The sequence below is a fragment of the Devosia sp. Z6_126 genome, from assembly GCF_058133495.1.
Map to the genome: position 1 here is coordinate 22,331 of NZ_JBYUNO010000006.1, position 24,637 is coordinate 46,967.

Sequence of the window (24,637 nt, forward strand, 5' to 3'; positions counted from 1 at the left end):
AAGGTTGGTGTGCCGGGCTAAGTTAGTTCATTCCGGCACATCGCCGTGGCGGAAGACGACGGATCGTTCCTCAAGCTCGCCACTGGCACCATCGCTCTGCTGAGTCCACGCCATCAACTCTGGATGAACTCAGCGGCTGCGCCCTCAGATGGGCGCAATCCAGCACGGAAAGCAGGTCGCCGAGCAAAGCTGCCGCGGCGTCGGTTTGACCGGGTAATGGACGAACAAGATCATGGGCTCGTCCCAGGGCTGTCAGTCGCTGCGTCAGCTCACGCGCCATGTCGGTGACGGTGGAAGTCGATCGGGAGGTGATCGCCGTCAGACCGGTGGCAATGGCCAGCAGGTTCTTGACGCGATGGCTCATTTCACCGGCAAGGAGTTCTCGTCCTTCTTCGGCCTGTTTGCGGCCGGTGACCTCCAGAAAAACACCGAACATAACACGTTGGACGATACCCTCATCGTCTCCTTTGCCACGGGCCGAGATCCAGCGAAGCTCCTCACCAACCATGATGCGGAAGTCGATCTCATAGGGGCCGAGTATTGCCCGCGTAGCGGTGAAGGCAGCTCGGACCCGATCCCGGTCAGCAGGGTGGATATGGGCGGATAGATCCTCGAACGTGACCTGGGCGCCCCGCCCCAACCCCCATAGGTCGTAGGCCTGGTCGTCCATGGTGAGCGCGTCGCTATCAACGTTCCACGACCAGAGGGCAATTCCGGCAGCCTCCACAGCGCGTGCGAGATTCTTAACATCCCGAAGGAGCGAACTCGATGTCTCGACGGCTTCACTCATATCGCTTCTGACGCCTTTAGGACCTCACTCAGTTCGCGCGTTCTAATGGATAGGCAGCATCATCATAAAGAGCTCGAATCGTAGCGCCCTCGAAACGCTGCTCATTGACCTCGAGATAGGATCCTGCGCGTGCGGCAACAGGCAAGTCCTCGATAACAAACCGGACTGCCTCAGCTGCGGTACTGAAACGACGATACTGAGCCTGGTTGGTCTTGGCGTAACGGCGGCTGAACAGCTCTGCTCGGGCGCCGAAGTTGAAATTTTCCATGATGCGGATTTCCTTGGAAGCGTGAAAAGCCACGCGCCCGGAATGGGTGCGTGGCGTATGCCGGACTGGAATGTAGAAATATTTCCTACGCGGACGCGCTGGGTGCCTCTACCAGTGGGAGGCAAGGCGGGCCCTAATGGGCCCGACCAACGTCAGACCAAGGTCAGACCAAGGTCAGGTTGGTAGCCGAAACCTTGCCGTCGCGGCCGGTTTCGAGTTCGTAGGTAACCTTGTCGTTTTCGTACAGGCCATTGAGGCCCGAACGCTCGACAGCGGAGATATGGACGAATGCGTCCTTCTCGCCGCCTTCAGGCGAGATGAAGCCAAAACCCTTGGTCGTGTTGAAAAATTTCACGGTGCCGTTGATCATTAGATAGTCCTGAAAATGTAGCCCGGAGCTATAGCGAGCGGGCAGATGATCCAGAGGCAATATGCCAATGGATTTCTAAACGTTCGCAAAGTAGGGAGGTAGCCAGGGGCCAGAAGAACCGGCAGATCGGGCAGCCAACGGAGGCTGAAAACGTAGCTCCTTATTGCATCCCCCAGCGGGGGAGTAAAGCGCAAACTGGGTAATCACTCAATCTCTCAGAGATCACCAGGTTACGGCATTGGCCAGCGTCGTAACAATTGGGATAAGCGGCGTTGAACAGCGAGACCGATGGAACGGGTCCTGGCCAGCAGTTGATCAACATGGAAGAGCTGGTGAAAGTTCACGTTGATCAGCCGGGGCGTCTTCACCCTGCCTGGCTTCGCGCTACAGCGAGCGCAAGGAAGCGGCAGCCAAACTCGAGGAGCGGGTCCGCCCAGAAGTCTTCTTAGATTACGAAGGCAGGGTGATCCAAACGTCGAGCCCGCATCAGGAATGGCCGCTATCTGAACTTGCGGACTGCAACCGGACGGACTGTTTCCCACCCCATGGTAGTCGTTCCTGCTCAACGCCACGCCAAACCGTGTCGGTTTCACCCCAGCGATATGCCTGAACTTACAAAATGAAAAACCCCGGTTTTCCGGGGTTTTTCTATACGCTCAACGTTGAGAGCGGAACTGTTGCGTCCTTTCGTTCAACACTAACGGACGCTTCATAACCTTTGGGCGCATCTCATAATGTGAAAAGTGTGCACCCCCGGATGCGGAAACAGGCGGGGCTAATGTGGAAACTGTCCAGGAAACCACAACAGAAAATAAATGGCGTTAGTTTAACTACAACCAGTCGTCGTCCCGCAGGTATCACACTTCAAGCATGTGCCGTTTCGGACCATGGTGAAGTTGTGGCACTCGGTGCATTGGTCGCCGGTATAGCCTTTCATCTGGGCTTCGGCGCGGAGCACGCCCGTGTCCTTGGACGGGGGCGGGGTTGGGATGGGGTGGAGCTCGGCGGCGTTGAGGGCAGTCGGGGTCGGGTCGATCTTGAGGGCCGTGGCCGAGCGCAGCGTGGTCACCGTCGAGGTGGAGGCGGCCGGGGCGGCGTAGTGCGCGGCCTGGGCGGTGGGGACCAGCATCAGCGAGGCGTTCTGGGTGCGGCCACGGGTCATGCCGCGGGACACAAACTTTTCGGCTGGAACCGGTGCCGGGCTGGCGGAAGCCGAGTGGCGCGCATGGTGTTCCTCATCAACGCCACCTGAAAGCGAGGTGGGGCTGTCGGGGTTCACATGGGCGAGGTCGTCGCGGTCGAGATAGGAAACGGCGAGTTCGCGGAACACGTAATCGAGGATCGAGGTCGCGTTCTTGATCCGGTCATTGCCCATCACCATGCCAGCGGGCTCGAAGCGGGTGAAGGTAAAGGCCTCCACATATTCGTCCAGCGGCACGCCATATTGCAGGCCCAGCGAAATGGCGATGGCGAAGTTGTTCATCATGGCACGGAAGGCGGCGCCTTCCTTGTGCATGTCGATGAAGATTTCGCCCAAGCGACCATCGTCATATTCGCCGGTGCGCACATAAACCTTGTGGCCACCGACCACGGCTTTCTGGGTGTAGCCCTTGCGGCGATCGGGCATCTTTTCGCGCGAGCGCACTTCCACTTCACGCTCGATGATGCGCTCGACGATCTTTTCGGCGATCGCGGGGACGCGGGCATCGGCGTTCATGGCGACAAGGTTCTCGACGTGATCCTCGTCCTCATCCTCGTCGGCAGCGGCGAGCACGGAGGAGTTGAGCGGCTGGGAGAGCTTGGAGCCATCGCGGTAGAGCGCATTGGCCTTGAGAGCCAGGCGCCAGGACAGCATATAGGCCTGCTTGGCGTCCTCGACCGTCGCGTCATTGGGCATGTTGATGGTCTTGGAGATGGCGCCCGAGATAAAGGGCTGAGCCGCCGCCATCATCAGGATATGCGATTCCACCGACAGGTAGCGCTTGCCGATCTTGCCGCAGGGGGTGGCGCAATCGAACACGGGCAGATGTTCGTCCCTGAGGTGCGGCGCGCCTTCGAGGGTCATGGCGCCGCAAACATGGATATTGGCGGCCTCGATGTCCTTTTTGGAAAAACCAAGGAAGGGCAGCAGCTCGAAGGAGAAGTCGTTCATCTGCTGTTCGGTGACGCCGAGCGACTTGAGGAAATCGACACCCAGGGTCCACTGGTTGAAGATGAACTTGATGTCGAAGGCAGAGGCGGTCGCAGCGTTGAGCGCGGCGATCTTGTCATCGGTGAAACCCTTGGCGCGCAGCGTCGATGGGTTGACGCCCGGTGCCTGGTTCAGGTTGCCGTGGCCCACGGCATAGGCTTCCATTTCGGCAATCTGGGATTCCGAATAGCCAAGGGTGCGCAGGGCCGGGGGCACGGCACGGTTGATGATCTTGAAGTAGCCGCCGCCAGCGAGCTTCTTGAACTTTACGAGGGCGAAATCGGGCTCGATGCCGGTGGTGTCGCAATCCATGACAAGGCCGATCGTGCCGGTGGGGGCGATCACGGAAACCTGGGCATTGCGATAGCCATGGGCTTGCCCGAGTGCGAGGGCATTGTCCCAGGCGAGCTTGGCGCGTTCGCTGAGGTTCGCATCGATCAGCGAGGCATGGTCGAGCGGCACGGGGGTGATGGAGAGACCCTCATAGCCCTCGGCATTGCCATGGGCAGCGTTGCGATGGTTGCGGATGACGCGCAGCATATGGGGAGCGTTGCGCTTGTAGTCCTTGAAGGGGCCGAGCTCCTTGGCCATCTCGGCCGAGGTGGCATAGGCGACGCCGGTCAGGATGGCGGTGACGGCACCGGCAATGGCACGGCCTTCGGCGGAGTCATAGGGAATGCCCGAGGTCATCAGGAAGCCACCGATATTGGCGTAGCCGATGCCCAGCGTGCGGTATTCGAACGAGCGTTCGGCAATGGAGCGCGAGGGGAACTGCGCCATCATCACCGAGATTTCGAGCACGATGGTCCAAAGGCGGACGGTGTGCTCATAGGCCGAGGTGTTGAACGAGCTATCGGGGTTGCGATAGGGCAGCAGGTTTACCGAAGCGAGATTGCACGCGGTGTCGTCGAGGAACATGTATTCCGAGCACGGATTGGACGCGTTGATCGGGCCGGCCGCAGGCGAGGTGTGCCACTCATTAATGGTGGTGTGGTACTGGATGCCGGGATCGGCCGAAGCCCAGGCGGCATAGCCGACCTGTTCCCACAGATCGCGCGCCTTGAGGGTCTTGGTGACCTTGCCATCCTTGCGAGCGGTCAGGTTCCAGTCGCCATCGGTTTCGACAGCCTTGAGGAAGTCGTCGGTGACGCGGACGGAATTGTTGGAGTTCTGGCCCGACACAGTCAGGTAAGCCTCGGAATCCCAATCGGTGTCGTAGATGGGGAATTCGAGATCGGTATAGCCCTGCTTGGCGAACTGGATGACGCGGTAGATGTAGTTCTCGGGCACCAGCGCCTTTTTGGCGGCGCGCACTTCGCGCTTGAGGGCGGGGTTGAGGGTCACGTCAAAGCAATCGTCACCATTGCCTTCGCAATTGACGCAGGCCTTCATGATGGCCTTGAGGTGCTTGGAGACAGTCTTGGAGCCGGTCACGAGCGCCGCGACCTTCTGCTCTTCCTTGACCTTCCAGTTGATATATTCCTCGATATCGGGGTGATCGATATCGATCACCACCATCTTGGCGGCGCGACGGGTGGTGCCGCCCGACTTGATGGCGCCGGCAGCACGGTCACCGATCTTGAGGAAGCTCATCAGGCCAGAGGAGCGGCCGCCGCCCGAGAGCTTTTCGCCACCGCCCCGGAGCTTGGAGAAGTTGGTGCCGGTGCCCGAGCCATACTTGAACAGGCGCGCTTCACGCACCCAAAGATCCATGATGCCGTTGTCATTGACGAGGTCGTCATTGACCGACTGGATGAAGCAGGCATGCGGCTGGGGATGCTCGTAGGAGCTCCTGGACTGCACGAGCTTGTGGGTGAAGGGGTCCACGTAGAAGTGGCCCTGGCCGGGGCCGTCGATGCCATAAGCCCAGTGCAGCCCGGTGTTGAACCACTGCGGCGAGTTGGGGGCGACGCGCTGGGTCGCGAGCATGTAGCAGAGCTCGTCAAAAAAGGCGCGGGCATCGTCCTCGCTGTCGAAATAACCGCCCTTCCAGCCCCAATAGGTCCAGGTGCCGGCAAGGCGATCAAAGACTTGGCGCGAGTCCATTTCCGAGCCGAAGCGTTCGGCTTCCGGCAGCTTGGCGAGCGCGGCTTCGTCAGGGACGGAGCGCCACAGCCAGGACGGAACGGAGTTTTCCTCAACCTTCTTGAGCGCACGGGCTACGCCGGCCTTGCGGAAGTACTTCTGCGCAATAATGTCCGCAGCGACCTGGCTCCAGGTTGCGGGAATCGCGATGTTCTCGAGCTTGAAAACGACCGAGCCATCCGGGTTGCGAATCTCGCTCGTGGCGGAGCGGAATTCGATTGACGCGTAGCGGTCCTCGGCGGCGGCAGTGAAACGGCGATCGATCTTCATGGTGGCCTCGATTGATGCGGTTTGAGACTGGCGAGCTTAGTGGCCAGACTCCGGTGTTGGGTCATCGATACCATCTCCCGCGAAGCTGTCGACGGGAGAAAATTCGCTAGAGCTTGTGCGTGAGCTGCTGGCACTGATCTATATATAGTACCAGCCTGTGAAAAACGAGGAAAACCGGGGGTTCGCGAAACCGTTATCAAATCGTTAATGGATGATGATAAGGACGCCGCGTTCGGGCTCGATTGAGCGAAGAGTCAGGAGTCCTAAGGGCTTACCAAAATGCCGGCTGGCTGCGACTCTGGACCGCACGGGAGTCAATGGCAAAAAATCGAGCTGTGCGGAGCAGAGGGGGCCTTGTGTTTGCCGAGCGTTCTTGTTCCCCGCACGAAACCCTAGTGTCGCCATATGCAGCATGGTAAAGGCACTGCAGCCCCAACGCGGGCACAAGACTGATGTGGAACGCCCGATGAAAGACTTTCTCCTTGAGATTTTCCGTTGGTGGCACGGCCAGACCTGGGGCACCAGGCTGTGGCTGAAGCGGCACGGCGAGTTCGTGGGAACGGACCAGTTCGGCAACCGCTACTACAAGGACAAGAGGAGCAATCGGCGCTACGTGACCTATAACGGGCCAGCCGATGCCTCGACCATTCCCCCAGGCTGGTATGGCTGGATGCACGGGCGCACGGACCTGCCGCCCACCGAAGACACCTACACCCCCCATGCCTGGGAAAAGCCGCACCAGCGCAACATGACCGGCACGGCCGAGGCTTACCGTCCCGATGGCAGCCTGCTCAAATCGGGCGAGCGTCCCCGGGTGACGGGTGACTATGAAGCCTGGTCGCCTGAATAGGCCGAGACTTTGCGCTTCACTGATTTAGAGCCGCTGCGCCTTTGGCGCCGAATCGCCGTGCTCGGCACCATTCTGGTGCTCGCCGTGCCAGGGTCGGCCGTCGCCCAGCCCATCGCCAATCCGGTCGCGACCTTTGCCGGGCTCGACAAGATCACCGGGCGCATCACGCGCTTTGACGTTTATGTCGACGAAACCGTGCTGTTCGGCGCGCTCGAGATCACGCCGCGCGCCTGCTACAACCGGGCGCCAACCGAAACCCAGCAACGCACCTCTGCATTCTTGGAAGTGGACCAGCGCAGCCTGCAGGGCGTGAGCAAGCGCATTTTCACCGGCTGGATGTTTGCAGACAGCCCGGCGCTCAACGCCGTGGACCATGCGGTTTATGATGTTTGGCTGGTGGAGTGCAAAACCTCCACCGATGTACCGCCGCCAGACGCGCGCTAAGATAGAATTCCCCTGGGCTGCAATTCTTGTGGCGGGCCTGTCGGCTTGGCGGGTCCACGCGCGTCCTGTTCCTGATCAAACCAGGAGAAGATGATGCTGAGCTTGCCGCAGATCGTTGAACGACCTGAACAGGCCTATGCCTATCTACCGTTCCGGGTCCGAATGGATGAGATGAAACTCCCGGCCGACCAGGGATTTCCGAAGCTGTTCGGTTTTCTAGGCGAACAGGGCATCGCCCCCAGCTCTGCGCCCTTTTACAATTATCGCCGCATCAACATGGCCGAGACCCTCGATGTCGAGGCTGGCGTGCCCGTGGCGCAGCCCGGGCAGGAGGCAGACGGCGTAAGGTTCGGCGTGTTGCCGGCGGGGCGCTATGTGACCCTGGACTGGCACGGCCACTACGATGCACTCGAGCAGGTAACGGCCATGCTGATCGGCTGGACGAGGTTGGTGGGCCTCGAGTTCGACATGGTCGAGAAAGCCGAGGGGGATTATTTCGCCTGTCGGCTAGAGATTTACGAGACCGATCCGAGCGAGGTCCCCAACCCGGAGGATTGGGTGACCACGCTGGCGTTCAAGCTCAAGCCCTGACAGTAGTTTCGATGCTGCTGTGGCGGGCAGTCAGCAGGGGGATCACGATCTCCATTACGCCGATCAGCACATGGGGCCACCAGATCCGATCGGCGAAACCGAACAGCCATGGCGAAGCTGCCAGCAGCAGACCGCTGGCAATGTCGAGGCCCAGATGCACCGGCATGGGGATGAGCTTGGCAATACTCAGCTCGTAGCGGGTGAGCAGGCTGTAGATGAGCGCGGTAACGCCCAGGATCATCGGCACCCATTGGGCCGCCGTTCCATCGGCAAAGCCGAGAATATAGGGCGCGAGGATCAGAACAATACCGACGATATAGTCGATGACGCCATGGACGCGAGTTGGAATCATGGTCAGTTCTCCGGTTGTTTGGCGTCAACTGGAGCGGGGGACCTAAGTTCCGCAAGCAGCGCAGCGCTTAGACCATGTTATGGCAGCTGTGCTTGTTGCTTGCCGCTAGAACAGGTTGTCGAGAGCATTGTAGTAGCGGTAGCGGACCTCGTCCCATTCGGCGCCATAGCTGGCGAGGAATTGGGCGACATGTTCCTCGCCAATATTGTACTGGATGCTGCGGCAAGCTAGCGCCAGGTCCTGCCAAAGATCGGCCACGCCCAACCGAGCGCAATCAACCATGCCAGAAAAGCGCCCATCAGACGCAAGGATGTTGGGCGCGCAAGCATCGCCGTGAGTGACGATGCTGTCGCGGCTGGTGGGCTTGTTGCGGTGCAACCAGTCGAGCACAGCCCCTGCGCTCCACCCCTGCTGGTCGGGCCCGAAGTCGGTTTCGTCGACAAGGCCGGCCGCAACCCGAGCCTGCGCGGCGGCGAGGCGCTGATCGAGGCTGTGGTCGAATGGGCAGGTGCGGGGATCCAGGGCGTGCAGCCGCCGCAAGCCTTGAGCGTAGATACGAACAAACTCGGCTTTGTCCACCATCCAATGGGTAAGGTCCTGGCCGGGCACCGCAGTCATGAGCAGCCATAGCCCGCCCTGGGTCTCATCCGTGTCGACGATGCGCGGAGCCTTGAAGCCCATGCGGGTGAGCCAGCCAAGGCGGTCGATCTCCCCAGGCAGTTCCGCCAGCGGATGGTTGGACTCGCTCTTGAGAAAAACCGCGTTGCCATCGCTGAGGGCGATGCGCCAGACCCGCGCACCGGACTTGCCGATGGTGATCGGTGTCCAGTCGCGTGCGGCCAGATCGATGAATTTCGGGGGCAGGTCTGCAGGTATGGTCATTGGCGGTCAATCGCGTGCCAGTCGCCTTGCAGGAGAAGCGCATTGCCCAAGCGCTCCTCGTAATCTGCGCGCGCAATTTCGATGCCGCCGAGCGATGCCAGGTGATCGGTGACGAACTGGGTGTCGAGCAGTGTGAAGCCGCCTGCATTGAGCCGATCCACCAGATGGGCGAGGGCCATCTTGCTGGCATTGGTGGCGCGGTGAAACATGGATTCGCCAAAGAAGGCGCCGCCGATGGCGAGGCCATAAAGGCCGCCCACCAGGTCGGGCCCATCCCACACTTCCACGGTGTGGGCGATGCCGCGACGGAACAGTTCGCCATAAACCGAGCGGATGGTGGCGTTGATCCAGGTGCTGCGCCGATCCTTACCCACGGTGGCACAGCCTTCGATGATGGCGGGAAAATCGGTATCAACGCGGATGGTGAACGGGGATTTGCGGATCGCTTTGCGCAGGCTGGCGGAAAGATGAAAACCATCCAGCGGAATAATGCCGCGCATTTCCGGGCTGACCCAGAACACGTCCTTGTCGGCAGCGTCCTCCGCCATGGGAAATATGCCCGCGCGATAGGCCCGGATGATCAGCTCCGGGGTGATCTCGATGCTGAACGGGTCAGGACGGCGCGGCATTTGTGTGGCTGCAACTCCTGGAGCAGTGTGCCCGCCCCGTGGTTCGAGGCTCGTGAAGAACTCGCACCAGACCATAGCCCCTATAACAGGGCGGTAGAAAAGCCCCCATGGTCAATGCGCCACCCAGCGCTGGACCACGAGGGCTTGAAGTCTAGACCTTGTTGGCGGCGAGGTATTTTTCGAGCCAGTGGATGTCGTAGTCGCCAGCCAGGATTTCCGGCTCCTTGATCAGGCGCTGGAACAAGGGCAGGGTGGTCTTGACACCATCGATGACGAATTCATCGACGGCGCGGCGCAAGCGCTGCAGGCATTCCTCGCGGGTGCGGCCGTAAACAATGAGCTTGCCGATCAGCGAGTCGTAATAGGGCGGGATCTTGTAGCCCTGGTAAACGGCAGAATCGACGCGCACGCCCACGCCACCGGCCGGGTGGTAGAAGGTGATTGTGCCGGGCGAGGGAGCAAAGGTCTGCGGGTCCTCGGCATTGATCCGAACTTCGATGGCGTGGCCATAGAAGTTGATCTTGTCCTGCGTCATCGAGAGCGCCTCGCCCGAGGCAACTCGGATCTGCTCATAGACGATGTCGATGCCGGTGATGCGCTCGGTGACGGGGTGCTCCACCTGAAGTCGGGTGTTCATTTCGATGAAATAGAACTCGCCGTTCTCGTAGAGGAACTCGACTGTGCCTGCGCCGGAGTATTTGAGCTTGCGCATGGCGGCGGCGCAAATCTCGCCGATCCGATCGCGTTCCTCAGGCAGGATTGTCGGGCCGCCCGCTTCTTCCCAGACCTTCTGGTGGCGGCGCTGCAGCGAGCAGTCGCGCACGCCCAGATGAACGGCGTTACCCTGACCATCGCCCAGCACCTGCACTTCGATGTGGCGCGGCTTGCCCAGGTATTTTTCCATGTAAACGGAATCATTGCCGAAAGCGGCCTTAGCCTCCGAGCGGGCCGTGGACCAGGCGACCAGAAGTTCGGCTTCGCTATGGGCGACCTTCATGCCGCGCCCGCCGCCACCGGCGGTGGCCTTGATCAGCACGGGATAGCCGATTTCGGCCGCCGTGGAGATGGCGTCCTCATCGTTCTCGACGGCGCCGGCGGAACCCGGCACAACGGGAATGCCGAGCTCAACGGCGGTCTTTTTGGCCGTAATCTTGTCGCCCATGATCTCGATATGGTGCGCGGAAGGGCCAATGAAGGTGACGTTGTGCTCGGTCAAAATCTGAGCGAAGCGAGCGTTCTCGGACAAGAAGCCATAGCCGGGATGCACGGCATCGGCGCCGGTGATCTCGCAGGCGGCCATGATCGAGGGGATGTTGAGGTAGCTGTCCTTGGCCGCGGGGGGGCCAATGCAGACGCTTTCATCGGCGAGGCGCACATGCATGGCATTGGCATCGGCGGTGGAGTGAACCGCAACGGTCTGGATGCCCAGCTCCTTGCAGGCGCGCAGGATGCGCAGCGCGATCTCGCCGCGATTGGCGATCAGAACCTTCTGGAACACGGGGCCGTCTCCTATTCGATGACGACGAGCGGCTCGCCGTATTCCACCGGTTGCGCGTCCTGCACCAGGATGCGGACAACAGTGCCGGAGCGATGGGCGGGGATCTGGTTCATGGTTTTCATGGCTTCGATGATCAGCAGGGTCTGACCTTCGGTGACCTTGGCGCCCACTTCGGCAAAGGCGGGTTTGCCGGGTTCGGGAGAGCGGTAAGCGGTGCCGACCATGGGCGAAGTCAAGGTGCCGGGATTGGAGGCGAGGTCCTCAACCGCGGCGGGCGCAGCAGCCGGCACGGAGCCGGCAGGGGCCAGCGGAATGGCCACTGCTGGCGCAGGCGCATATTGCGGCGGGGCTGCGTAGGTGACCGTCTCGTTGGCATAGGACCGGGTGACGCGGACGCGGAAATCTTCTTGTTCAATCTCGATCTCGGCGAGATTTTCCTTGTTGAGGAGTTCGGCGATGGCGCGGACCAGATCCTGGTCCACTTGCGATGACTTGCTCATTCTTGTTGGTCTCCCGCGCTTGCGCGTCGATCGTTGTTTACAGTTTTTCGGCCAGTGCCTGGAGCGCCAGCTTATAGCCGAGCGCTCCAAAGCCGCAAAGCACACCCACAGCAACGGCTGAGACAAAGGAATGGTGCCGGAATGGCTCACGCTGGTGAATATTGGAAAGGTGGACTTCGGCTACCGGCAAGCCGACGGCCTTGAGGGCATCGGCAATGGCCAGGCTCGTGTGCGAATAGGCGGCCGGGTTGATCAGGATGGCATCGGCCGTGGCGCGCGCGTCCTGAATCCAGGTGACCAGCTCGCCTTCATGATTGGACTGCCGGAAATCGACGCTGAGGCCGAGTTCGGTAGCCGTATCCCGGCACAGGTTCTCAATATCCTTGAGGGTATTGGAGCCGTAGATGCCGGGCTCGCGGATGCCCAGAAGATTGAGATTGGGTCCGTTGAGTACGAGTACGCGCTTAGCCATGAAGGTCGCCTTTGCACCGGCGGTTGAGGGCCGGAAGATCGTCGGTTACACGACTCGGCGGGAAAAGGCAAAAGGCGGCGTCAGCCTTCACACTGGCTTTCACCACAAGCGCGCATGTTGCGGATGCGGCTGCGCAGCTCGTCAATGCCGATGGCGCCCGGAATGACCTCATTGCCGATGATGTAGGTGGGCGTGCCGGTGATGTTGAGCGCCTGGGCGATTTCGTAGGAGGTCTTGATCGTCTGGGCGACCGTTTCCTCGTTCATCTGCAGCTCAAGGTTGACCGGGCTGAGGCCAAGATCAGCGGCCGCAGCGAGGGCTGCGGTTTTGTCGACCTGGCCGCGCGTGGTGAAGAGGGCCTCGTGGAAGCGCCAATAATCCACATCCTCCCGGCCCACCAGAACGGCGATGCGGGCGGCATCCATCGATTCGTTGGACAGGATCGGGAATTCCTTGAGCACGACACGCAGATTAGGATCTTCGGCCAGAAGCGTGGCGAGGTCGGGCAGGGCACTGCGGCAATAACCGCAGTTGTAGTCGAAGAGCTCGACCAAGGTGACGTCGCCCTCGGGATTGCCGAGTACGACTTGGCCGGGATCGTTGAAGATGGCTTCGCGCATGCTGGCGATGGCCGTGGTGGCTTGTTCGCGCTCGGCGGTGCGCAGCTTGGTGTCGAGAGCGGTCGAGAGGCGCTGCAGGATCGTTGGGTCGCTCATCAGGTAGTTTTCAATGAGCGGGTTGAGCTGGGCAGGATCAAGCTCAGCCATAGCGGGAGCAGCGGCAGGGACCGGTGGTGGAGTTGCGGCCTCGCGCTCGGCGAGGGCCGTATCGACAATGGCGCGAACCGCGACTGCATCGGTTTGTGGAACCGGGCGGCTCCACATGGAGTAGCCCAAAGCGCCAGCCAGGACGCCGACCAGGGCAACAAGAGCAAGGGTGAGGCGAGGCATGGACGACTCCGAAGCAGGACGCTGCGCCTTTTAGCAGACACCAAGCAATATTACAGCGGCGCGTAAACGGCCCGTGGCTGGCGCATCACTTGGTTGAGAGCACGGCCAGAACAGGATAGGCCAAACCCATAGCAGGAGCTCATTCATGTCCGACCCAGCACCAGACGGCTTGATGCCGTTCCAAGCCATGGAAATTCTCAAGCGCGCCAAAGCCATGGAGGCGACGGGCCGGACGGTGTGTCACCTCGAATTGGGCGAGCCGGGCTCGCCGCCGGCGCCGAAGGTGATCGAAGCCGTCACCAAGGCCTTGCCGCAGGCGCAGGGCTATACCAATGCCAAAGGGTTGGCGGAACTGCGCGAGGGACTGTCGGCCTATTACTCGGCCCAGCATGGCCTATCCGTAGATCCGGACCTGATTCTCGCGAGCATGGGGTCATCGGCCGGGTTCATTCTGGCGTTTCACGCTGCTTTTCGGCCGGGGGCTCGCATTGCCATTACCCGGCCCGGCTATCCGGCCTATGTGAACACGCTGCTGGGGCTGGGGTTCGGGGTGGCTGAAATTCCGCTCACCGCTGCCAATGGCTGGCGCCTAACTGGTGCGGAGATTGCCGCCACCCATGCCGCGTCGCCCTTTGAGGGACTGCTGTTTGCGAGCCCTGCCAATCCGACAGGGGCAACGGTGAACCGGGAAGGGCTGCGCGACATCGTTGACACCTGCGCCCGGCTCGGCGTGCGGCTGATCTCGGACGAAATCTATCATGGGCTCGATTATCGCGGACCTTCGGTCAGCGCGCTGGAGCTGACGCGCGACGCTGTCGTGATCAACAGCTTTTCCAAATATTACTGCATGACGGGCTGGCGGATCGGCTGGATGGTGATGCCGGAGGACCTGATCCGGCGTACCGAAATCCTGCAGCAGAATCTGTTTATTTCGGCCCCGACGCTGAGTCAGATCGCCGCTACGGTCGCCTTGGGTGAGCGCGATTATTCGGAAGAGCAGAAAGCGGGTTATGCGGCCAATCGCGGACTGCTGCATGACGGCCTGAGCACGCTGGGCTTTGCCCTTGGCGAGCCCTCGGACGGGGCGTTCTATGCCTATGCAGGGATCGCCAAGTTCTCCAATGACTCCCTGGAGTTCTGCGAGCGGATGCTGGAAGAGGCCGGGGTGGCGATCACGCCGGGCATCGATTTCGACCGCGTCGGCGGACAGGGCTATGTGCGTCTGAGCTATGCCGGTAAACGCGAAAGCATCGAACTGGCGCTGGAGCGGATGGCCAAGGCACTCCGATGAGCGCTGCTATCCCGACGCTCAGGACGGAGCGGCTGTTGTTGCGGGCACCCGAGATGGCGGATTTCGCCAGCTATGCCGCCATGATGGTCTCACGGCGCTCCGTTCATATGGGTGGCCCGTTCGACGAGCGCGGAGCATGGCTATCGTTTTGCCAGGACGTGGCGATGTGGCCCTTGTTCGGGCACGGCGCGCTGATGATTGACCGGCTGGCGGATAGCCGGTGCATCGGGCAAGTGGGCATCAATCACGGCCCGCTGTTTCCCGAAAAGGAACTTGGCTGGCTGCTTTATGCCGGCTTTGAGGGACAGGGCTATGCCAGCGAAGCCGCGGCAGCGCTGCGCGACTGGGCGTTTGCGGAGCTGAAACTGCCCACATTGGTGAGCTACTGCGATCCCGCCAATACAGCATCGCAGGCTGTGGCCAGGCGCCTAGGCGGGGTGGTCGACCCTGCCGCGGCGCGTCAGGATCCGGAAGACCCTGTGTTCCGGTACCGACGGGGGATGTGAAAAAGGCGGCCCGGGGGCCGCCTTTGTTGTTTCTAGCCAAGGCCGAGGCGGCGCTGCCACCAACCGGCTTTCTTCTTTTCAGGCTGCTTGTCCGGCTCACCCTCGGGACGAGGGGTGCTCGAGGAGACTACGACGCCTTCCTCAGGCAGTTCCTTGCGCGTCCGGCGGGTGCGGGCGGGCTCGGCTGAAGCCGAAGCTTCGGGCGCTGCCTCAGCGGCGGGCTCCGGCAGTGGCTCCGCCGGGGCGGCAAGCTCGACTTCGGCCGGGGCCTCGGTCGGTGCGTCTGTTTCCGCAACGGCGACCGGCTCAAGGCCTGGCGCTTCCGATGCCGGTACAGATGGCGCTTCCGCTGCAGCTTCGGAAGCCGGCTCGGTGGCGACAACGGGAGCCGCTTCTTGCACCGTTTCGGGCTCAGCTGCTGCAGCTTCGGCCTTGGGCTTGCGGGCGCGAGGCTTGCGCTTGGGCTTTTCGGGCGCAGCCGCAGCTTCTCCGGTCGCGACGGCAGCAGGTTCAGCGCTTGCGTCGGCTTCGGCCGGCACAGGATCGCTTTCCTCGGTCTCGATGACCTTCTTGCGACGGCCGCGCTTGGGCTTTTCGGCAGGGATTTCTGCCGCCGCTTCCGCTGTTGGCTCCACCGGCACTTCAACCGGAGTTTCAGTCAGGGTCGGCTCGCCCGTGGCGATCTCTTCCTGGGCCAGGAGGGCGTCGGCGACTTCGGCAACCGCTTCCATGCTCAGTTCGGCTTCACCAGCTGGCACAGCTTCTGTGACACCGGCTTCGGCTTCCAGTTCACGCCGATTGCGGCGACCACCACGGCGGCCACGACGGCGACGCTTGCGGCGCTCTTCCTCGCTGCCCTCATCGGCCGTAAAGCCGACGGCTTCACGCACGCTCTCAGGCTCCGCCCCGGCTTCCTCGGCTTCGCTGCTTGCGGCGGAAGCGTCTTCAAGCTCGGCTTCGTCAACGGGCGCAGCCAAACGGGTTTGAGCAGGGCGACCACCATTGTCGTCGCCACGTTCACCACCGCGGCGGCGGCGACGGCGGCGCTTGCGCGAGGGCTCGCCTTCGCCAACTTCGCCAGCCGACACGGGCTGGTCTTCGACCTCGTCAGCCTCGTCCTCGATGATCTCGTCATCGGCATCGTCGATCGTGGCGGTATCGACCCGCACATGCTCGACAGCACGGGTTTCAGCATAGGCGGAAACGCGGGCTTCACCCTTCTCGATGGCGAACTGCTGGCCGGTCATCTTGCCATCGGCGGTGATGGTGATGGAGAGGTTATTGCGCTGCTCCAGCGCGGTCAGGGTTTCGCGCTTGAAGTTGAGGATGTAGAGCGCGACCTCGATGGGCAGCCGGACATTGATGGACTGGCCCTGCTTGCGCATCACATGGTCTTCGATGTGGCGCATGATCATCAGCGCCATGGATTCGGTGGAGCGCACCAGACCCGTGCCGTCGCAGATCGGGCATTTGTGGGTGGAGCTTTCCACCACGCCAAAGCGGATGCGCTGGCGGCTCATTTCCATGAGACCGAAATGGGAGATGCGGCCAACCTGGATGCGGGCGCGATCGTCCTTGAGGCAGTCCTTGAGCTTGCGCTCGACAGCCCGGTTGGATCGGTTCTCCATCATGTCGATGAAGTCGATGACAATGAGGCCGGCAAGGTCGCGCAGGCGGAGCTGGCGGGCCACTTCTTCGGCTGCTTCCAGATTGGTCTGGAGCGCGGTGTCCTCGATGTTGTGCTCCTTGGTGGAGCGCCCCGAGTTGACGTCGATGGAAACCAGCGCCTCGGTCGGGTTGATGACGAGGTAGCCGCCCGACGGCAGGGTCACGGTTGGCGAGAACATGGAATCGAGCTGCGCTTCGATGCCGTATTTAGAGAAAAGCGGCTGATCTTCCTTGTAGAGCACGACGTTCTTGGCGTGGCTCGGCATGATCATGCGCATGAAGTCGCGCGCTTCGATGAAGGCGTCCTCGCCAGCGACGAACACTTCGTCGATGTCCTTGTTGTAGAGGTCGCGAATGGTGCGCTTGATCAGCGAACCTTCTTCATAAACGAGGCAGGGAGCCTGCGACTTGAGGGTGAGCGAGCGCACCGATTCCCAAAGGCGCATCAGATATTCAAAGTCGCGCTTGACCTCGGCCTTGGTGCGCGAAGCACCGGCCGTGCGCAGGATCACGCCCATGCCCTGCGGCACTTCCAGGTCGGAGGTGATTTCCTTGAGGCGCTTACGATCCGCCGCATTGGTGATCTTGCGCGAGATGCCGCCACCGCGAGCAGTGTTTGGCATCAAAACGGAATAACGGCCGGCGAGCGACAGATAGGTGGTCAGAGCCGCGCCCTTGTTGCCGCGCTCTTCCTTGACCACCTGCACCAGCATGACCTGGCGGCGCTTGATCACTTCCTGGATCTTGTAGTGGCGGCGGTTATTGCTCGATGAGCGGCGGCGCTCCGGCACTTCCTCAAGCGCATCGGCACCGCCGACGCTTTCCACCGGCTCGTTATTGGCCGGCGCCTGCTCGATATGGCTGTCGTCGCCCTCGGCAGCGTCGGATGTTTCAGATGTTTCGCCCGCTTCTTCAGCGGGTTCGCTGACGGACTCGGGGGCTGCGCCTTCATCGGCGGCCGCCTCGTCGGAAACTTCTTCCTCCTGCTCTTCGGCGAGGAGGGCTTCGCGATCGGCAACGGGGATCTGGTAGTAATCGGGATGGATTTCGCTGAAGGCGAGGAAACCGTGACGGTTGCCGCCATATTCGACAAAGGCTGCCTGGAGCGAAGGCTCCACGCGGGTGACCTTGGCGAGATAGATATTGCCGCGCAACTGGCGGCGGGTTGCCGATTCGAAATCGAACTCTTCGATGCGGTTACCCGCAGTGACGACGATCCGCGTTTCTTCCGGGTGGATGGCATCCACCAGCATTCTCTTTGTAGCCATTATGAGCTCCGCGCACTCGCGCGCCGACAAGAGGCTGCCCAACAGGTGGCAATCTCCGAGTGGCGCAATGCGAGGCGAGTGGTTTAAGGGGGGTGGCGCGCGGGACCAGGCTGGTCGGGGCGCCGGCAGTGCAGGTCATGGCCGAAAATGGCAGCAAAGCAAAACGGCGACCGGTTTCGTCGATCACACCACGTTCTGTTCGCCTGCGGGCCATATGACCTCTTCCTTTTGGACTGAGTGGGGCAGAGCGCCGGTCCCAGCCGTCCGGTTCATCAGAACCGAAATTCATAGAGAAGCGCTGGATTTGCCGCATCTGATCGGGGTGTCAGGCGTATTCTGCGCCTGTGTCCCGAGCCCTTCCGGCTTACGTTTGCAGTGCCTTAGGGCACCGGAACCGTCATGCAGGAAGCTTGCACTTCACCTCATAGCGTGTAGGGCCGTTGCGTCCGATTAGCAACAGGAAAGTCCCAAACTGCCGAGGGGCCGATCAGCCACCTCAGACGAGCTGTTCTTGGCCATTGGGCCGAAACAGCGCATAAAGGAAATGCCGCAGAATCGCTTCAAAGCGATGGCATCTGCGCGCCTGAATTATAGATAGGGCCTGTCCGCATTTGTTTAAACCCCTCCGTGCGCTCGCGCTGTTCTGCATTCTTTCGGGAGCGTTGGGCGTAGCGCCAATTGCCAGCTTGGCGCAGGAGCCGCCGGCAACGGCAACTCCGGCCGCACCAGCAGCGCTGCCCAATGTGATGGAGGTGCGCGTCAGCTCGACGCCCGAACGCGCGCGGCTCGTGGTTGACCTCGCAGGCCGGACCGACTTCGCCCTGGTCTCGCTGGGCGATCCTAACCGGCTGGCGATCGATGTGCGGGCGGCGACCTTTTCGCTCGCCGAGCCATCCGGCACGCCTGCGGGGGAAGGGCTGGTGTCGGGCTATCTTGTGGAGCAGGCGGCAGCTGACCGGGTCCGGACCACCCTGACGCTGGCTGCTCCGGCCCAAGTCCAGCAAGCCTATGTACTCGATGCCTTCGAGGACCAGCCGGCTCGGCTGGTGGTGGACATCATTCCCGCCACGCCCGAAGAGTTCGCCGCCAATGTGGCGCGTGACATCACCGGCACCACGGAAGCGGCCCCGGCTGCGTCGACGCCTCCAGGGGGCACTGAGCTGCCGGTGGTGACGCGGCCGCTGGTGGTAATCGATCCCGGCCACGGCGGGATCGATAGCGGGGCGGAAACTCCCAACGGGGTCAAGGAAAAGGACATCGTCCTTTCTTTTGCTCTGCGGCTGCAGGAATTGCTGGTGGAATCGGGCCGGTTCGACGTGGCGTTGACGCGCGAGGACGACACCTTCCTGCGGCTTGAGGAGCGGGTGGCGCTGGCCCGGACCAACAAGGCAGATCTCTTTCTTTCCATTCACGCCGACAGTTTCCAGCAGCCCGAAATCCGTGGCGCCAGCGTTTATACACGCGACGAGAATGCCACGGACGTGCTCGACAAGGTCCTGGCGGATACCGAGAACAAGACCGATGTGATCGCCGGCTTTGCGCCCCCGCAAATGGCACCAGAGGTCGTGGATATCCTGGTTGACCTGATGCGCCGGGAAATGCGGGTGCAGTCCTATATGGCCGGGCAGGCCATCGTGCACCAGCTCGAGCCAAGCGTCGCGTTGCGGAAATTTCCGCTGCGGCAGGCCGATTTTTTCGTGCTGCAGGCGCCTGATGTCCCCTCGGTGCTGATCGAGCTGGGCTTTTTGAGCAATGCCACTGACATCGCCAATCTGATGGAGTCGGACTGGCAGGATCGGACCGCCACGGCTCTGGCGCGCGGGATTTCGACATATTTTGACAGCATAGCGCCGCCGCAATGATGTGACTTTGAGGTGACGGCTGCGCGTCCAATGCGGGGTTTGCGCGGTCGTGATCCCCAACACAGCTTACGTCTGCTATGATTCCTGACACATCGGGCCGCAAGCCCTGGAGACTTTTTGTATATGCTGCGCTTGCTTGGCTGGCTGTTTAGTTTTGGAATGTTCGCGGTGCTGGGGGTGCTGGCGCTCGCGGCAGTCTATCTGACCATGGTTACGGCCCAGCTGCCCGATTACACCGTGCTGAAGGACTACCAGCCGCCCGTGACAACGCGCGTGCATGCCGCCGATGGCACGCTCTTGGCTGAATATGCGCGCGAGCGCCGGCTGTTCCAGCCGATCGAGACCGTGCCGCCGCTGCTGGTGAACGCATTCCTGTCGGCCGAGGACAAGGATTTCTACCATCATGGCGGCATCGCGATCGATGGCGTGGTGCGCGCCGTGCGTGACAACCTGCTGCAAAAGCTCGATGGCGGCAGTGGCCCGATGGTGGGCGCCTCGACCATTACCCAGCAGGTGGCCAAGAATTTCCTGCTGAGCTCGGAGCAGACCTGGGACCGCAAGATCCAGGAAGCGCTGCTCGCCGTGCGCATCGAATCGACGTTCTCCAAAGATCGGATCCTCGAACTCTATCTCAACGAGATTTTCCTCGGGCTGAACTCCTATGGCGTGGCTGCCGCGGCGCTGAACTATTTCGACAAGGCGCTCTACCAGCTCACGCTCAGCGAAGCGGCCTATATCGCTGCCCTCCCAAAGGGCCCGAACAATTACCACCCATTCCGGCGACCCGAAGCGGCCGTCCAGCGCCGGAACTGGGTAATCGATCGCATGGTCGAGAACGGCTATGTGACGCCCGAAGAAGCGGCCGCCGCCAAGGCGGAGCCACTCAACGTCATTCCACGGGCCTCGGGCAGCCAGTTGTACTCGGCCGAATATTTCACCGAGGAAGTGCGCCGCGAGCTGGCCAAGCTTTATGGCGAGGACCAGCTTTATGGCGGCGGCTTGTCCGTGCGCACAACGCTTGAGCCCAAGCTGCAGGAATATGCCCGCCGGGCACTGATGGACGGGCTGATCGCGTTTGATCATTCCAAGGGATTTCGCGAGCCGGTTGCCAGCATCGAGATCGGCGAGGACTGGGGCCTGGATGTTGCCAAGATCCAGCCGCTCCGAGACGTGCCGGAGTGGCGGCTTGCCGTGGTGCTGGAGATGAATGGCAACCAGGCCCGGATCGGACTGCGACCCGCAGATGACGTTGACGGCGCCATTTCGGACGAGCGGACGGAAGCTGTGCTGTCCGGGCCCGAGATCAAGTGGGTGTCCAAGCCGCTGTCGAGCATCCTCAAGGTTGGGGATGTGGTTTATGTTTCCCCCGTCGCGGGCAAGGACGGAATTTACACGCTCGAGCAACTGCCCGAGATCGAGGGCGCGTTGGTGGCAATGGACCCGCGCACCGGCCGGGTGCTCGCCATGGTGGGCGGTTTCTCGTTCGCCGAAAGCGAGTTCAACCGCGCCACCCAGGCCCTGCGTCAGCCCGGCTCCTCGTTCAAGCCAATCGTTTATGCAGCGGCGCTCGATAATGGCTATACGCCCGCATCGGTCGTGCTCGACGCGCCAGTAGAAATCCGCAATTCGGATGGCTCGGTTTGGCGGCCGGAAAACTATGCGCAGCAGTTCTATGGCCCGCAAACGCTGCGGCGCGGCATCGAGCGCAGCCGGAACGTGATGACGGTTCGGCTGGCCAAGGACCTGGGCATGCCGCTGGTGGCAGAATATGCGCGCCTGTTCGGCGTTTATGACTCCATGCAGCCCGTGCTCGCGATGGCGCTGGGTGCCGGCGAAACCACCGATATGCGGATGACGGCAGCTTACGCCACCATCGCCAATGGCGGCCGCAAGATCGTGCCGACGCTGATCGACCGCATCCAGGACCGTTATGGTATGACGGTTTACCGGCATGACGAGCGGGTATGCGAAGGCTGCAAGGCGCAGGCCTGGCAGGGGCAGGGCGAGCCGATCATTGTGGATAATCGTGAGCAGGTGCTCGATCCGATGACGGCCTATCAGATCACCTCGATGATGGAGGGTGTCGTGCAGCGCGGCACCGGAACGGCCGCCAAGGCGCTCAACCGTCCGGTGGCTGGCAAGACCGGCACCACCAATGACTACAAGGATGCGTGGTTTGTGGGCTTCACCCCTGAACTGGCGGTCGGGGTTTATGTTGGCTATGACCAGCCGCGTTCCATGGGCTCTTCGGTGACCGGCGGCACGTTCTCGGTCAATATCTTCACCGAGTTCATGCAGAACGCCCTGCGGGGCAAGCCGCCGACGCCATTCAACGTACCCTCCGGCATGGCGACGGCCTGGATCAATCCGAACTCCGGCGTCGAGGCCTATCAGGGTGAATCGGCTATTCTCGAGGCCTTCAAGCCTGGCAGCGGCCCCAATCTGATGACCTCCGTCATCGGCATCGAAAGTGGCGGCTACAACACGGCACAAAGCCAGCAGCCGCAGCCGGGCTATGAGGCTTATCGGCAACCTTATTCGGGTGGTTTCCAGGATTCCCCCGCCCAAGCCATGCCCAGCGGTCGCTTCCAGGAGTATGAGGCACCGCAATCCCTGTCGGAGTAACAGGGGTGACCGGAATCTTGCCGTTTGTCCGCTTTCCCCATCCGGCGCTTTCCGCGCCCGCAGCAACGCGGCCCCTCGACGCACCGATGGAACGGGCAGGGGAGCAATTGCTTGCAGCCGCAGAAGCGGCGAAGGCCTATGGCTTGGCCGCGGCCCATATCGGGCTGAACGAGCCCGTCATCGTGGTAAGCATCGCGGCGGACACGTCACGTCGCGATTATCGGGTGATGTTCAATCCCCGCATTGCCGAGTGTAGCGCTGAGGCGGAAGTCGGCAGTGAGGGTTCGGTATCCTTGCCAGGGATCGAGGTGGCGATCAGCCGGCCGATTTGGGCTGTGATCGAGTACGACACTGCGGCGGGGGATCGAGTGACGCAGCGCTTCGACGGGTTTGTCGCCCGCTGCTGCCTGCACGAGATCGAGCAGATGCAGGGCGTGTTTTTTCTCAGCCACCTGTCGCGGCTTAAGCGCGAAACAGTGCTGCGCCGGTTCAAAAAGGAACAGCGCGCCGGTTGACGTCGCCTCGCTGGCTACTCCGGCATGTTTGGTGGCGCCATGACGATAAAGGGCGTTGTCGCTGGCGTGCCAGGAGGGGCATAGGCAGGCGCTGGTTCGCCCACCGGGCCCAGGGCGACGATATACTGGTAGAGGGAGCGCATTTCCGTTTCGGTGAAATGGCGCAGGTTGAACCAAGGCATGGGCGGCCGAGTCTCGAGTTCAGACAAATACGACACCCATTCATCTTCGCTATGCTCGGCAGCGGTGAGCCGCAGATTGGCGGCATAGGTGGTGCCCCAGGGCCCCTGGTAGCCAAGTGGGCTGCCGATCAGCGCGGTCGCGGGATCGAGTTGACCCCCGTTTTCCGCATAGCCGAGGCTATGGCAATCATGGCACCCACCGATGCGGGCGATCCGCTCGCCATGCTCCACCGATGGCTCCGCTTCCGCAGCCAAAGCGGCGTGCGACAGCAATACCGCGGCCAGCAACACTCCCATGCGTGACATGTCGGCTCCCTTGCGATGTTGAACTTCCCCTGGATCAGCCTTGGCCGGGCGAGGCCGTTTGGCAAGTCCGCTTTGATAGCTCAATGGGTTGATCGGACGGGGGTGGACGGCTACATGAGGCCCCACACAAAAGGATAGTTCACATGCGTGCGGAAATCGAAAAAGCCGTCGCCGACATCGAGCAGGTTTTGGGCCTGCTGAGGAGGCATCTTTGACTGGGATACGGCACAACTTCGTCTCGACGCGCTAACAGCGCAGACTGAATCACCCGACTTCTGGAACGATCCCGAAAAGGCTCGCGTCACCATGCGTGAGCGCGATGAGCTCGACGTGGCGGTCAAGGCCGTGCACGAGCTGGAAAACGGCGTCCGCGACAACCTCGAACTGATCGAGATGGGCGAAGCCGAAGGCGACGCCGAGATCGTCAAGGAAGCCGAAGAGGCAATCTTCGAGCTGCGCATCAATGCGCGCCGCCGGCAGATCGAGACTCTGCTTTCGGGTGAAGTCGACGCAAACGACTGCTATGTGGAAATCCACTCCGGTGCCGGTGGCACCGAGAGCCAGGATTGGGCCAACATGCTGTTGCGCATGTATACGCGCTGGGCGGAACGGCGGAAGATGAAGGTCGAAACCATCGAAATGCATGATGGTGAAGAGGCCGGCATCAAGTCGGCGACCATACTGGTCAAGGGCCATAATGCCTATGGCTGGCTCAAGACCGAAAGCGGCGTGCACCGGCTGGTCCGGATCAGCCCGTACGACTCGGCGGCTCGGCGGCATACCAGCTTTTCGAGCGTCTGGGTTTATCCCGTGGTGGACGACTCGATTGACATCGAGATCCGTGAAAGCGATCTCAAGATCGATACTTATCGCGCGTCCGGCGCGGGCGGGCAGCACGTCAACACCACCGACTCGGCCATCCGCATCACCCACGTGCCTTCCGGCATCATCGTGGCGTGCCAGGCCGAGCGCAGCCAGCACAAGAACCGCGCGACGGCCATGAACATGCTCAAGGCTCGTCTCTATGAAGCCGAGTTGCAAAAACGCGAGGAAGCGGCCAACGCGCAGGCAGCGAGCAAGACAGAGATCGGCTGGGGTCACCAGATCCGCTCCTACGTGTTACAGCCCTACCAGATGGTCAAGGATCTGCGCACAAGCGTGGAAAGCGGCCAGCCCTCCGTGGTGCTGGATGGCGATCTCGACGAGTTCATGGAAGCGGCTTTGGCGCAGCGCGTTGGCGTTGCGACCGATGTTGTGGCGGAAGGCAAATAA

At 61.7% G+C, this 24,637-nt stretch carries 21 protein-coding genes and 1 pseudogene; 9 read left to right on the forward strand and 13 right to left on the reverse strand.

The window, feature by feature from the left end; genetic code table 11:
• Nucleotides 1–160: 160 nt before the first annotated feature.
• The 4 genes and pseudogenes from AC3YOG_RS19270 to AC3YOG_RS19285 form a co-directional block, all read right to left on the reverse strand.
• Nucleotides 161–790: pseudogene (locus tag AC3YOG_RS19270) on the reverse strand (HWE histidine kinase domain-containing protein); the annotation flags it as partial.
• Between the two features lie 28 nt (nucleotides 791–818).
• Nucleotides 819–1,058, reverse strand: a complete 240-nt coding sequence (locus AC3YOG_RS19275; RefSeq protein WP_489936270.1) for a hypothetical protein — start codon at nucleotides 1,056–1,058, stop codon at nucleotides 819–821.
• Nucleotides 1,059–1,221: 163 nt separating this feature from the next.
• Nucleotides 1,222–1,428: a cold-shock protein gene (locus AC3YOG_RS19280; RefSeq protein ID WP_172122093.1), complete on the reverse strand. Its 207-nt coding sequence runs from the start codon at nucleotides 1,426–1,428 to the stop codon at nucleotides 1,222–1,224.
• Between the two features lie 826 nt (nucleotides 1,429–2,254).
• Nucleotides 2,255–5,974, reverse strand: coding sequence for a vitamin B12-dependent ribonucleotide reductase (locus AC3YOG_RS19285; RefSeq protein ID WP_489936271.1), 3,720 nt, complete (start codon nucleotides 5,972–5,974; stop codon nucleotides 2,255–2,257).
• A gap of 466 nt (nucleotides 5,975–6,440) precedes the next feature.
• Between AC3YOG_RS19285 and AC3YOG_RS19290 the strand changes: the two genes are divergently transcribed.
• The 3 genes from AC3YOG_RS19290 to AC3YOG_RS19300 all read left to right on the forward strand — a co-directional run bounded on the left by AC3YOG_RS19290 (nucleotide 6,441) and on the right by AC3YOG_RS19300 (nucleotide 7,859).
• A complete protein-coding gene (locus AC3YOG_RS19290; RefSeq protein ID WP_489936272.1) occupies nucleotides 6,441–6,824 on the forward strand; it encodes an NADH:ubiquinone oxidoreductase subunit NDUFA12 in 384 nt (127 codons plus the stop codon).
• Between the two features lie 9 nt (nucleotides 6,825–6,833).
• Nucleotides 6,834–7,268 (forward strand): DUF2155 domain-containing protein, encoded by a 435-nt coding sequence (locus AC3YOG_RS19295; protein ID WP_489936273.1) that lies wholly within the window; start codon nucleotides 6,834–6,836, stop codon nucleotides 7,266–7,268.
• Between the two features lie 93 nt (nucleotides 7,269–7,361).
• The gene (locus AC3YOG_RS19300; protein WP_489936274.1) at nucleotides 7,362–7,859 is read left to right on the forward strand and encodes a GyrI-like domain-containing protein; all 498 of its coding nucleotides are present in this window, start codon (nucleotides 7,362–7,364) and stop codon (nucleotides 7,857–7,859) included.
• Here AC3YOG_RS19300 and AC3YOG_RS19305 read toward each other — a convergent pair.
• From AC3YOG_RS19305 to AC3YOG_RS19335, 7 genes are all read right to left on the reverse strand, one after another.
• Complete coding sequence (locus tag AC3YOG_RS19305; protein WP_489936275.1) at nucleotides 7,849–8,211, reverse strand: SPW repeat domain-containing protein; 363 nt, start codon at nucleotides 8,209–8,211, stop codon at nucleotides 7,849–7,851. The two genes, AC3YOG_RS19300 and AC3YOG_RS19305, sit on opposite strands and share 11 nt — an antisense overlap.
• Before the next feature lie 105 nt (nucleotides 8,212–8,316).
• Nucleotides 8,317–9,093, reverse strand: coding sequence for an APH(3') family aminoglycoside O-phosphotransferase (locus tag AC3YOG_RS19310; RefSeq protein ID WP_489936276.1), 777 nt, complete (start codon nucleotides 9,091–9,093; stop codon nucleotides 8,317–8,319).
• Nucleotides 9,090–9,722 carry a leucyl/phenylalanyl-tRNA--protein transferase gene (gene aat, locus AC3YOG_RS19315; protein WP_172123424.1) on the reverse strand — a complete coding sequence of 211 codons (633 nt, stop codon included), beginning with the start codon at nucleotides 9,720–9,722 and terminating at the stop codon, nucleotides 9,090–9,092. Before aat ends, AC3YOG_RS19310 begins: the two co-directional genes overlap by 4 nt.
• A 151-nt stretch (nucleotides 9,723–9,873) precedes the next feature.
• Complete coding sequence (accC, locus tag AC3YOG_RS19320; protein ID WP_127753207.1) at nucleotides 9,874–11,220, reverse strand: acetyl-CoA carboxylase biotin carboxylase subunit; 1,347 nt, start codon at nucleotides 11,218–11,220, stop codon at nucleotides 9,874–9,876.
• A gap of 11 nt (nucleotides 11,221–11,231) precedes the next feature.
• Nucleotides 11,232–11,720 (reverse strand): acetyl-CoA carboxylase biotin carboxyl carrier protein, encoded by a 489-nt coding sequence (accB, locus tag AC3YOG_RS19325; protein WP_489936277.1) that lies wholly within the window; start codon nucleotides 11,718–11,720, stop codon nucleotides 11,232–11,234.
• 37 nt (nucleotides 11,721–11,757) lie between these two features.
• Nucleotides 11,758–12,192, reverse strand: coding sequence for a type II 3-dehydroquinate dehydratase (aroQ, locus tag AC3YOG_RS19330; RefSeq protein ID WP_127753205.1), 435 nt, complete (start codon nucleotides 12,190–12,192; stop codon nucleotides 11,758–11,760).
• Nucleotides 12,193–12,272: 80 nt separating this feature from the next.
• Nucleotides 12,273–13,142 carry a DsbA family protein gene (locus AC3YOG_RS19335; RefSeq protein ID WP_489936278.1) on the reverse strand — a complete coding sequence of 290 codons (870 nt, stop codon included), beginning with the start codon at nucleotides 13,140–13,142 and terminating at the stop codon, nucleotides 12,273–12,275.
• A gap of 145 nt (nucleotides 13,143–13,287) precedes the next feature.
• Between AC3YOG_RS19335 and AC3YOG_RS19340 the strand changes: the two genes are divergently transcribed.
• Together AC3YOG_RS19340 and AC3YOG_RS19345 are read left to right on the forward strand one after the other, a co-directional pair.
• Complete coding sequence (locus AC3YOG_RS19340) at nucleotides 13,288–14,433, forward strand: pyridoxal phosphate-dependent aminotransferase (RefSeq protein ID WP_489936279.1); 1,146 nt, start codon at nucleotides 13,288–13,290, stop codon at nucleotides 14,431–14,433.
• The gene (locus AC3YOG_RS19345) at nucleotides 14,430–14,939 is read left to right on the forward strand and encodes a GNAT family N-acetyltransferase (protein WP_489936280.1); all 510 of its coding nucleotides are present in this window, start codon (nucleotides 14,430–14,432) and stop codon (nucleotides 14,937–14,939) included. The genes AC3YOG_RS19340 and AC3YOG_RS19345 overlap by 4 nt, the downstream gene beginning before the upstream one ends.
• Nucleotides 14,940–14,971: 32 nt before the next feature.
• Here the strand turns inward: AC3YOG_RS19345 and AC3YOG_RS19350 are convergent, their stop codons facing one another.
• A complete protein-coding gene (locus AC3YOG_RS19350) occupies nucleotides 14,972–17,875 on the reverse strand; it encodes an Rne/Rng family ribonuclease (RefSeq protein ID WP_489936281.1) in 2,904 nt (967 codons plus the stop codon).
• A gap of 611 nt (nucleotides 17,876–18,486) precedes the next feature.
• On the opposite strand from AC3YOG_RS19350, the gene AC3YOG_RS19355 reads away from it, so the two are divergent.
• The 3 genes from AC3YOG_RS19355 (at nucleotide 18,487) to AC3YOG_RS19365 (ending at nucleotide 22,877) form a co-directional block, all read left to right on the forward strand.
• Nucleotides 18,487–19,737 carry an N-acetylmuramoyl-L-alanine amidase gene (locus AC3YOG_RS19355; RefSeq protein ID WP_489891178.1) on the forward strand — a complete coding sequence of 417 codons (1,251 nt, stop codon included), beginning with the start codon at nucleotides 18,487–18,489 and terminating at the stop codon, nucleotides 19,735–19,737.
• Between the two features lie 123 nt (nucleotides 19,738–19,860).
• Nucleotides 19,861–22,362 carry a penicillin-binding protein 1A gene (locus tag AC3YOG_RS19360; RefSeq protein ID WP_489936282.1) on the forward strand — a complete coding sequence of 834 codons (2,502 nt, stop codon included), beginning with the start codon at nucleotides 19,861–19,863 and terminating at the stop codon, nucleotides 22,360–22,362.
• Between the two features lie 5 nt (nucleotides 22,363–22,367).
• On the forward strand, nucleotides 22,368–22,877 hold the full coding sequence (locus tag AC3YOG_RS19365) for a peptide deformylase (RefSeq protein ID WP_489936283.1): 510 nt from the start codon (nucleotides 22,368–22,370) through the stop codon (nucleotides 22,875–22,877).
• A gap of 14 nt (nucleotides 22,878–22,891) precedes the next feature.
• On the opposite strand, the gene AC3YOG_RS19370 is transcribed toward AC3YOG_RS19365, so the two are convergent.
• Complete coding sequence (locus AC3YOG_RS19370) at nucleotides 22,892–23,365, reverse strand: hypothetical protein (RefSeq protein WP_489936284.1); 474 nt, start codon at nucleotides 23,363–23,365, stop codon at nucleotides 22,892–22,894.
• A 143-nt stretch (nucleotides 23,366–23,508) separates the two neighbouring features.
• Between AC3YOG_RS19370 and prfB the strand changes: the two genes are divergently transcribed.
• A protein-coding gene (gene prfB / locus AC3YOG_RS19375; RefSeq protein ID WP_127753197.1) for a peptide chain release factor 2 occupies nucleotides 23,509–24,637 on the forward strand; the annotation gives its coding sequence in 2 pieces (ribosomal slippage) (nucleotides 23,509–23,577 and nucleotides 23,579–24,637; 1,128 coding nt in all).